The sequence below is a fragment of the Nioella sp. genome, assembly GCF_964229645.1.
Lineage (GTDB): Bacteria > Pseudomonadota > Alphaproteobacteria > Rhodobacterales > Rhodobacteraceae > Nioella.
Genome location: NZ_CAXREX010000090.1, coordinates 1 through 9174 on the forward strand (window position 1 = coordinate 1; position 9174 = coordinate 9174).

The window sequence follows — 9174 nt, forward strand, 5'->3', positions numbered from 1 at the left end:
ATTTCAGAGCCGTAGGCGCCGTCGTTCATGGCAATCACGAGGATGTTCATCCCGTGGCGGCGCATCGTCTCCAGCTCTTGCACATGCATGAGCAAGCTGCCGTCGCCGTCGAAGAGCACGACGGTTTCCTCCGGGCAGGCCGCCGCCACGCCCATGGCGAAGGACGTGCCGTTGCCGATCGCGCCAAACTCGCGGATGGTCAGGAACTTGTCCCAGGGGCGCGAAGGCATGTGGGCGAAATAGTAGGAACAATGGCCCGAGCTGTTCACCATCTGCCAGTCGGCAGGCAGGTGGGTTTCCAGTGCACTGACAACCTCACGCGGATCGTGCAGGCCAGGCTCGACGGCAAAGCGGCTGCCATCGGCAGGCTCCGAAGCGATGCGGGCCGCGAGGGCGGGGGTGCGCCACTCCGTGGCGCGATCCTCCAGCATCGCCGTCAGCGCCTCGACCCCGAGCCGCGCGTCGGCCCGCAGGTGGGCCTCGGCGGCGATGCGGCCCTGGCTGACGGCGACCGGGTCCGTATCGACCTGAAGAACCTTGGCATTCGGCCAGAGCTTGCCGCCATCGGCGTTGTGCCGCGCCAGCGAACAGCCCACGGCTATCACGAGGTCCGCCTCGGCAAAGCATACCCGCGCGATGTCGGAGGAAAAGCCCCCGGCGACGTTAAGGTTGAAGGGATCACCCGCGAAAATACCCCGCGCGGGCAAGGTTGCCGCAAGGAGCGCGTCGCACTTGCGAGAAAGCGCGCGGCAGGCCTCGCCTGCCCCGGCCTCGACCGCGCCGAGACCGGCCATAACGACTATCCGCTTTGCGCCGCCAACCATGTCAGCGGCTGCATTCAAGTCGGCAGGATTTGGCGGAATGGCCGATGGCTGGGGCAGGAGCTGCACCGAAGGTGCGGGCAGATCATCGCCCCCGTCCCATGGCAGGTTCTGCAGGTCGAAGGGAATGCCCAGAACCACCGGCACCCGGTCGCGCCGGGCCTCCAGAAAGGCATCGCGGATCGCGGTTGGCATGCGCTCCGGCCAGTGCAGCGACCGGTACCGCGCGCCCGTCGCCGTCACGAATGGGGCCTGGTCGATTCCCTGGTTGTACCAACCCTGCTTCAACGGCGCCTCGCCTGCCATCACCACGAGGGGCAGATGTGCCCTGACCGCCGCTGGAAGTGCGGTCATCAACTGGGTCAGGCCCGGGCCACAGGTAACAGTGGCCAGCCCCACCTGCCCTGACTTGCGGGCGTAAGCCATCGCGGCGGCCACGGCGCAATGCTCGTGCCGGACATAGATCATGCGCGTGCCCTGCTCGGACAGCCGCGTCGCGAAGTTCATGTTGGCGTCGCCCATAAGGGCGAAGCAGACCTCGCTGCCTTCCTGCGCCACGGCGCGGGCAATATGGTCGAAGACCTGTCGGCCCGTGGCCTTCATGCATGGCCCTCCAGCAACGCCCCTGGCACCATGACCGCGCCCTTTGCCAGCAGGCGCGCCGTGCGCACGAGGCCCGCTGATTTCATCTGGAAGCCATCTGCCCCTTGGGCGTAATCCACCAGAACCTCGATGATGCCCTGGGGGTGTTCGATCTTCATCAGGGCTGGCACCTCGTTGGGAATGACGCCCATGCCATCGGCCACGGTGCCGGGCGTCAGGGTGCAGGCGGCCAGGCACTGGCTGCCGGTCACGGCCATGGTCGGGTGGCAGTTCCACGGCATGAAATAGCGCGCCGAGATCGCGCCGCCGTGGCGGGCGGGCGACAGAAGGCCGATCTTGGGTGTGACCGATTTGGTCACGTCACCAAGGCCCATCCGTCGGCCCGCTTCCAAGCGCATCGGCTCGACCCGGTCATAGAAGGCGCGGTTCGCGTCCAGCTCCTCGACCGTCTCATAACCCGTCAGCCCGAAATCGGCAGCCTGCGCGATCATCATCGGCATGGCCACGTCCATCAGCGTGACCTCGATCCCGTCGATCTCTTCCCTCAGCTTGCCCGTGGGCAGGAAGGCCCCGCAGGCCGAGCCCACGACATCGAGAAAGCTGAGCCCAACGGGCGCAGAGCTGCCGGGCACGCCATCAATGCTGGCAGTTCCCTCGTAGCTGACCCTCCCGCCCGGCGTTTCCACCGTGGCCTCGACCGTCGCGCCAGTATTGATCGCCTTGATGCGCACCTTGGTTCTGTCGCCCGTGGGCTGAACCAATCCCATCTCGATCGCGGCGGGGCCAACACCGACCAGGATGTTGCCGCACGTGGGCTTGTAGTCGACGAGCCGTTCTTCGACCGCAACCTGCGCAAAGAAGTAGTCCACGTCGCAGTTCGGGTCATCAGACGGCGACAGCATCGCGACCTTGGTCGTAACCGCAACGCCACCGCCGATCCCGTCGATGTTTTGCGGATGACCCGCCCCGATGACGCTCAACAGAACCTCGGTCAGCGCATCGCGATCTTCCGGCAAATCGGCCCGGTTGAAGTAGGGGCCGCGCGAGGTGCCGCCCCTGACGAAGAGAAAGGGAATTTCCGCTTGGGACATGGGGTGGTTCCTCAGGTGAAGGGCCAGGGAAGATCGAAGAATTCCTGCAAGAGTCCCGGCGGGAAATCGCGCCCGAGGATGCCTGCAAGGAAACACATGAAGCCGATGCCAAAGCCGCTGAGCAGCAGGGTTTGCAGCCAGCTCACCCCTGCGCGGACGCGCAGGAAGGTGACCAGGAAGATCCCGAGCGCCAGGATGAAGCCCAGAAGCGAGGACAGCGCCAGCAGGAAGGCAAACCAGCCAAGCGTTGCCCATAGCCCGTGGGGTGCCTCGGCATCCTCGCCGCCCTGCTCATGGTCGGCAAAGATCGCATCGGTTTCCGGCACCAGCATCATGCGGATTAAAAGGGCCAGACAGCCAATCAGCGTCACCGCCCCCACGGTTGCCGGGAAGATCTTGTCGCTCACCATGCGGATTTGCAGCGCATCGACCCAGGCATAGGCAACGTAACCGGTGATGCAGAGCAGGAAGATCAGCGGTGCCCGCTTGCTGCCCGTGGGCGGGTTTTCCGCCCCAAGGATGTGCTTGCCCTGGCGGATGCCGATGATGATGGACACGATGGTAAGCGCCAGGATGATCAGAACGATCGGCGAGGCGATGTAATCGAACCCTTCCTCGAAGCTGCGGCGGAAACGGCTGGCCGCGATCTGATTGGCCATGTTGGCGAAGGTCTCGGCCTGGTAGGAAAGCACGAAGCCGATCAGGAAGGCCGGACGAGAGAACTCGAAGCGGCGCAGGAAGATGCCAAGCGCCCCGATCGCCATAAGCGCCACCAGATCGCCAAGCGACTGGCGCGACTGGAAGGCCGCGAATGCAATGACCATGAAAAGGAACGGCGCGACCAGCGTGAAGCGGATGGTGGTCAGCTTGGCGATCTGGCCCGACAGAAGGATGCAAAGGCCCGCGCCGATCACGTTGGCCAGGGCCAGCGACCAGACGATGGTATAGGTGATGTCGAGGTTGTGGCGCACCATGTGCGGGCCGGGGTCGTAGCCAAGCAGCGCGAGACCGCCGAGGAAGACCGCCATGGAGCCGGAACCGGGGATACCGAAAATAAGCGTCGGCACCAGCCCGCCGCCTTCCTTGGCGTTGTTGGAACTTTCTGGCCCGATCACGCCGCGGATATCGCCCTTGCCGAACTTGGACTTGTCCTTGGACGATTGCACGGTAAAGCCATAAGCGATCCAGTCCACGACCGAGCCCCCGAGGCCCGGAATGACACCGACAAGAACGCCGATTGCCGAGCAGCGGATCGAAAGCCACAGGTTCGCAAACCAGTCTTTCAGCCCGTCAAGCCAGCCCTTGCCCAATCCGCCTGACTTGGAAATCGCCCGGTCCTGGCGCAGCAGTGCGACAATCTCGGGGATGGCAAAGATTCCAAGGCCCACGATGACCAGCGAGAAGCCGTCGAGCAGGTAGGGAATGTCATAGGTGACGATGCGAAGGCTTCCACCCGCCGGCGCCTCGCCAATGGTGCCGATCATCAGGCCAAGACCGGCAGCCACGACCCCCTTGAGCGGCAAGCGCCCGGCGAGGATTGCAACCATCGACAGGCCGAGCACCGTGATCATCAGCATTTCGGGCAGGCCGAAGGCCAGGATCAGGGGGCGTGCAATCAGGATGAAGAAGGTCAGGACCAGCGCGCCAAGAAGCCCGCCGAAAAGGGACGAGACGAAGGCCGCAGACAGCGCCCGCGCAGCCTCGCCCTTCTTTGACAATGGAAAGCCGTCTAGAACGGTGGCCTGGCTGGCCGTCGATCCGGGGATGCCAAGTAGAACCGAAGCAAATGTATCGGATGTCGGAACGACCGCAATGAGGCCGACCATCAGCGCGAGACCCGAAACGGGCTCCATCCCGAACATGAAGGGCAGGACCAGCGACAGACCGGCGATGCCGCCAAGGCCGGGAAAAACCCCCACCGACAGGCCGAGCAGAACGCCCAGGGCCAGGAACATCATCTGCTGGGGGTGAAATATCAGGGAAAGCGCTTCTCCCAGAGCCGGGAGCGCGGTCGCAAGAAGATCCATGATCTTACCGTTAATCTGGGCGTTTCAGAATGGCCCCGCGCGTCAGCACGCGGGGCCGGTTGACCAGAAGGCCGATCAGTTCAGCGAAACGCCGTAACGCTCCTGAAGCCAGTTGATCACGAAATCGCGGGCTTCATCGGGAACCTGGGTGCCAAGGTTGAAGGCGGCGGCCGCGCCTGCACCGGTCATCTGCGGATAGACACCAAGCGTCGCTTCGGCCAGTTCTGCGAAGTCATCGCGCGCAATGATCTCGTTCAGGGCGTCGGTATAGGCCTGCACCACTTCATCCGAGGTCGATCCCGGCAGGAAGATCATCTTCTGCGCCGGGAAACCCGCGATGAAGAAGGCACGCCATGCTTCCCAGGCTGGACCTTCGGTCGAGCAGGCAGGGGTCGCGTCACAGACTTCCATGAAGGTCGGGATGTCGGGGAAGGTCGGGTCGCGAACGATGTTGCCATCGTTGTCCAGCGCACCCCAGGTCATCATCGGAACGGCAAGTCCGCCCTCGACCAGCGGCACGACCGAACGCAAGTAGGCAGACGAGGTCTGGTAGTCGATATTGGCTTCGCCGCGTTCGAACATCAGGCGGCCATCACCACGGCCCTCGATCCCGAAGACGGGTTCCACGTTCAACCCAAGCATTTCCCAGGCAAGGTTCGCCACAAGGTCCAGACGGGTCGCGCCCTGGCTGCCCCAGATGAAGTCGGTGCCCTGGAGACCGGTCGCATCCAGGCCATCCATCATGGCACCCATTTCCGGCGACAGGTAGGCTACGCCACCGGTGCCTGAGGCGAGCACGACGCGCCAGTCGTTATATTCATAGCGCACGCGCGGATCGCCAAGCAGGTAGGGGAACTGGGTCGACCCCGAGGTGCCGAAGATCAGGGTGCCGTCATCGGTGGTCTGCTCCTGGAACCAGTTGGCGCCAGAGGTCGAGCCCGCACCGGGACGATAGCGAACGACGACGGTGGGGTTGCCCGGCAGATGCTCGGAGAGAAGCGGCGCGAAGAAGTTGGCCCAACGGGCCGAGCCACCCGATTCCGAGAACGGAATCACGAATTCGACGGTTTCGCCAGACAGATCGACATCAGCCTGAGCGGGCGCGGCAAATGCCATGGCAGACGCGGCACAAAGGCCAAGCGCCACGCGGCGCGTGGTGGTGAGTTTGGTCATTGGTTTCCTCCCTAGATGGTCTGGCCGCCACCAAGCGGCCAACCCATTCCCAAGCCATTTTGAGAGCTTGATGGCACTTGTGTGACCTGCGAACCTTGCGGCAAGCTTACATGGCGCGAAAAAACGGAGGCGGCGGTCAGGGTGCGGATCACACTTGTAGAAGATCACGAAAGCCTTGCGAAAGGTATCGCCTATCGGCTGGGAGACCTGGGACACGCGGTCGACATCCTGGCAGACGGGCAGGATGCAGACGACCTGCTGCGCGGCGATGCCGCTGAACTGATCATTCTCGACATCAACCTGCCGGGGCTCGACGGTCTTACCGTGCTGCGCAACCTGCGGCTGCGGGGGGATGACCGCCCCGTATTGCTGTTGACTGCGCGCTCCGAAACGGTGGACCGCGTGCAGGGGCTTGATGCAGGGGCGGATGACTACCTGATCAAGCCTTTCGAGATGGATGAGCTGGAGGCGCGCGTGCGTGCCCTCGCCCGGCGTCGCGCCCGTCCCATCACCCGCAAGATCGCGATGGCCAGTGTGGAGCTGGATCTCGACACGCGGCAGGCAAGTTTTGCCGGATCGCCCGCCGCCCTGCCGCGCCGTGAACTCAGCCTGCTGGAGATCCTGATCGGCGCCCAGGGGCGCACAGTGGCCAAGGCCGACCTTCTTGAACACGTCTACGGAACCGGAGCCGACGTGGAAGAGGCGGCGATCGAGGCGCATATCTCGCGCCTGCGCAAGCGGCTCAAACCGCATGGGCTGGCCATCAAGGTGCAGCGCGGGCTTGGCTACAGCCTGGTGGAGGACACCGCGTCGTGAACCCGTCGACTTCGCTCAGGCTGCGGCTGACCGCGATCATCCTGATCCCGCTTTTGCTGATCTCCTTGCTGGTCGGTATCTGGCAATGGCGGGAAATGCGGCTTCAGGCCGAAGTCCTGTTCGAACGCTCGCTGCTGACAACGGCCCTAGCGATCGTGGCTGACGTGGCCCGATCCGGCGGGGATGCGCTGTCCTTGGAAACGCGGGATCTCCTCTCCGACACTTCCGGCGGCCCGGTCTATTACCACGGCTACGCACCGGACGGTGTTTACGTCACGGGCTATGCAACGCCCCCGGTGCGCCCCGCCACCCAGGATGCGCAGGCCGAACCTTACGCCTTTTACGACTCGACCTACTATGGCCGGCCTGTCCGGGTGTTGCGCATTCATGACGTGGCCACCGTGGACGGCATTTCGGGCCGCTTCACCTACACCGTCTGGCAGGAGCTTTCGGTGCGCGATGCGCTGCTGCGAGAGCTGTCCTACGGTGCCTTCATGGTAATGGCGGTGCTGATCGGCACGGTCGCACTTGTGGTGTGGTTCGGTGTGCGCTTTGGCCTGCGGCCGCTGGTCGACCTCGAAGACGCGATCTCGCGGCGCAGTTCAGACGATCTCAGCCCGATCCGGCGCCCGGTTCCGCCGGAAACCCGGGGGTTGGTCGACAGGCTGAATACGCTCTTCGGGCAGGTCGAAGCCGCAATGGCCGCGCAGACCGTCTTCATCTCCAACGCCGCGCACCAGCTACGCAACCCGATTGCGGGCGTTCTGGCCATGGCAGAGGCGGTGCGCTCGGCCCCAAGCGAAGATGCTGCTCGCAGTCGCGCCGGAGAACTGCTGAAATCGGCCCGTCACGCCAAGGATCTGGCCAACAAGCTTCTAACCCTGGAGCGTGCCAGTTCCGGCGAGGCGCTGGCAGATACCGTTGATCTTGCTGCCCTGCTGATGCGCCTGTCGGACACGCACCGCGCACGGATGACGGCGCGGGACGTGGCGCTGTCGCTGGCCCTGCCCGTGGGACAGGCCAAGGTCCAGGCTGATCCGGTTATGCTGGAAGAAGCCGTGACCAACCTGATCGACAATGCGCTCCTGCATGGCGGAGCCGGGCTGACCCGCGTGGATATGGCGCTGAGCCTGGACACTGACACCGCTACGATCCGGATCAGCGACGATGGCGTTGGAATCGCACCAGACGAGGTGGATATCGCGCTTGCCAGGTTTGGACAGACCAGCCCGAGCGAGGGCAGCGGCCTTGGCCTGTCCATTGCCGAAGCCGTCGCGAACAAGGGCGGGGGCAGTCTGACCCTGAGCGCCTCGGATGCAGGGGGGCTTGACGTAGCTCTCAGCTTGCCGCTCGCCGCCGAAGCGGATCAGCGGCCAGCCGCGTAAGCCTGCATTAGCCGCGGTGTTGCCGCAGCCTGCAGGATGCCGTCAGGCCGCTTGCGCGCAGCCGTGAGCCGCCCGATGGACCAGGGGGCTGCCACCTCCAGCCGATGCCCCTTGGATGCAAGCTCTGCCAAGGTGGCCTCGGGGAAATTCGGCTCGATCATCAAGTGGCCGGGGCGTGCGCCGCGCGGGTAGAAACTCGCCTGCAAGTGCCCTGTGTGGAAGAGCGGCCCGTCAATCGCCTCTTGCAGGTTCATCCCGTGATGAATGAGCCTGAGAAGGAAGATCAGCTGCCACTGGTCCTGCTGGTCGCCGCCGGGTGTGCCGAAGGCCAGCTGCGTGCCGTCCGGCCCTTGCGCCATCGAAGGCGTCAGCGTCGTGCGGGGGCGGCGACCGGGGGCGAGCGACGTGGGCAGGCCCTCGTCCAGCCAGAACATCTGCGCGCGGCTGTTGAGCGGCACACCAAGCCCCGGTACCACCGGCGAGGATTTGAGCCAGCCCCCCGAAGGCGTGGCCGAGACGCTGTTGCCCCATTGGTCGATCACGTCGATATGGCAGGTATCGCCCGGCTTTTCGGTCAGATGCGCCATGGTGGGTTCACCGATGCCGATGCCGCTATCTGCGGGCGCGGGTTCGGCCACGCGGGCGCGGAAGGCCTCGGCCCAGGCCTCGTATCCCGGGATCGCACCGGGGCGAAACTCCAGGCTTGCCGTCTCGCCGATTTGACTGCGCCGCGCCGCGCCATAAGCGGTCGACAGAAGCGTTTCCAACGGCAGGTCCATTGCATTGGGCTCGCCCAGATAGGCTTCGCGGTCGGCGAAAGCCAGTTTTAGCGCCTCGGTCACGAGGTGAACGAACTCGGGGCCGACAGGGTCCATCCCTGCCAGATCATCGCCGCGCAGCATCTGAAGCGCCTGCAATAGCACCGGGCCCTGCGTCCAGCCTCCGCATTTCCACACGGTCCAGCCTGCGTGATCCACGGAAATGGGCCGTTCGTAGGTGGCGCGCCAATCCGCCATATCCTGCCCGGTCAGCACGCCCTTGTGGCGCTGGCCAGAGGCATCCAGCACCTCGGCATCGCGCAGGAAATCGTCGATCGCTTCGGCCACGAAGCCTTCGTAGAAGGCCGTGCGGGCGGCTTCGATCTGTGCCTCGCGATCCACGCCCGCGCCCTTGGCCTCATCAACCAGCCTGTCCCAGAAATCGGCCAACGCCCGGTTGGCAAAGAGCGTGCCCGGTTCAGGCGCGTGGCCGCCGGGCA

General features: G+C 64.7%; 7 protein-coding genes. 2 read left to right on the forward strand and 5 right to left on the reverse strand.

Annotated features, from left to right (window positions below):
• The 4 genes from ACEQXV_RS06050 to ACEQXV_RS06065 all read right to left on the reverse strand — a co-directional run.
• Positions 1–1424: thiamine pyrophosphate-binding protein (locus ACEQXV_RS06050; protein WP_370268316.1), on the reverse strand; the 1424-nt coding region annotated here is incomplete at its 3' end.
• Positions 1421–2515 carry a 4-oxalomesaconate tautomerase gene (locus ACEQXV_RS06055; protein ID WP_370268317.1) on the reverse strand — a complete coding sequence of 365 codons (1095 nt, stop codon included), beginning with the start codon at positions 2513–2515 and terminating at the stop codon, positions 1421–1423. The genes ACEQXV_RS06055 and ACEQXV_RS06050, both read right to left, overlap by 4 nt.
• An 11-nt stretch (positions 2516–2526) precedes the next feature.
• A complete protein-coding gene (locus ACEQXV_RS06060; protein WP_370250833.1) occupies positions 2527–4542 on the reverse strand; it encodes a tripartite tricarboxylate transporter permease in 2016 nt (671 codons plus the stop codon).
• A 75-nt stretch (positions 4543–4617) separates the two neighbouring features.
• On the reverse strand, positions 4618–5715 hold the full coding sequence (locus tag ACEQXV_RS06065) for a tricarboxylate transporter (protein WP_370268319.1): 1098 nt from the start codon (positions 5713–5715) through the stop codon (positions 4618–4620).
• Positions 5716–5856: 141 nt separating this feature from the next.
• Between ACEQXV_RS06065 and ACEQXV_RS06070 the strand changes: the two genes are divergently transcribed.
• Complete coding sequence (locus tag ACEQXV_RS06070) at positions 5857–6531, forward strand: response regulator transcription factor (protein WP_370268320.1); 675 nt, start codon at positions 5857–5859, stop codon at positions 6529–6531.
• A complete protein-coding gene (locus ACEQXV_RS06075) occupies positions 6528–7916 on the forward strand; it encodes a sensor histidine kinase (protein ID WP_370268321.1) in 1389 nt (462 codons plus the stop codon). Before ACEQXV_RS06070 ends, ACEQXV_RS06075 begins: the two co-directional genes overlap by 4 nt.
• Here the strand turns inward: ACEQXV_RS06075 and ACEQXV_RS06080 are convergent.
• Positions 7898–9174, reverse strand: a 1277-nt coding sequence (locus ACEQXV_RS06080) for a gamma-glutamyltransferase family protein (RefSeq protein WP_370268323.1), incomplete at its 5' end; no start/stop codon positions are given. The genes ACEQXV_RS06075 and ACEQXV_RS06080 overlap by 19 nt on opposite strands.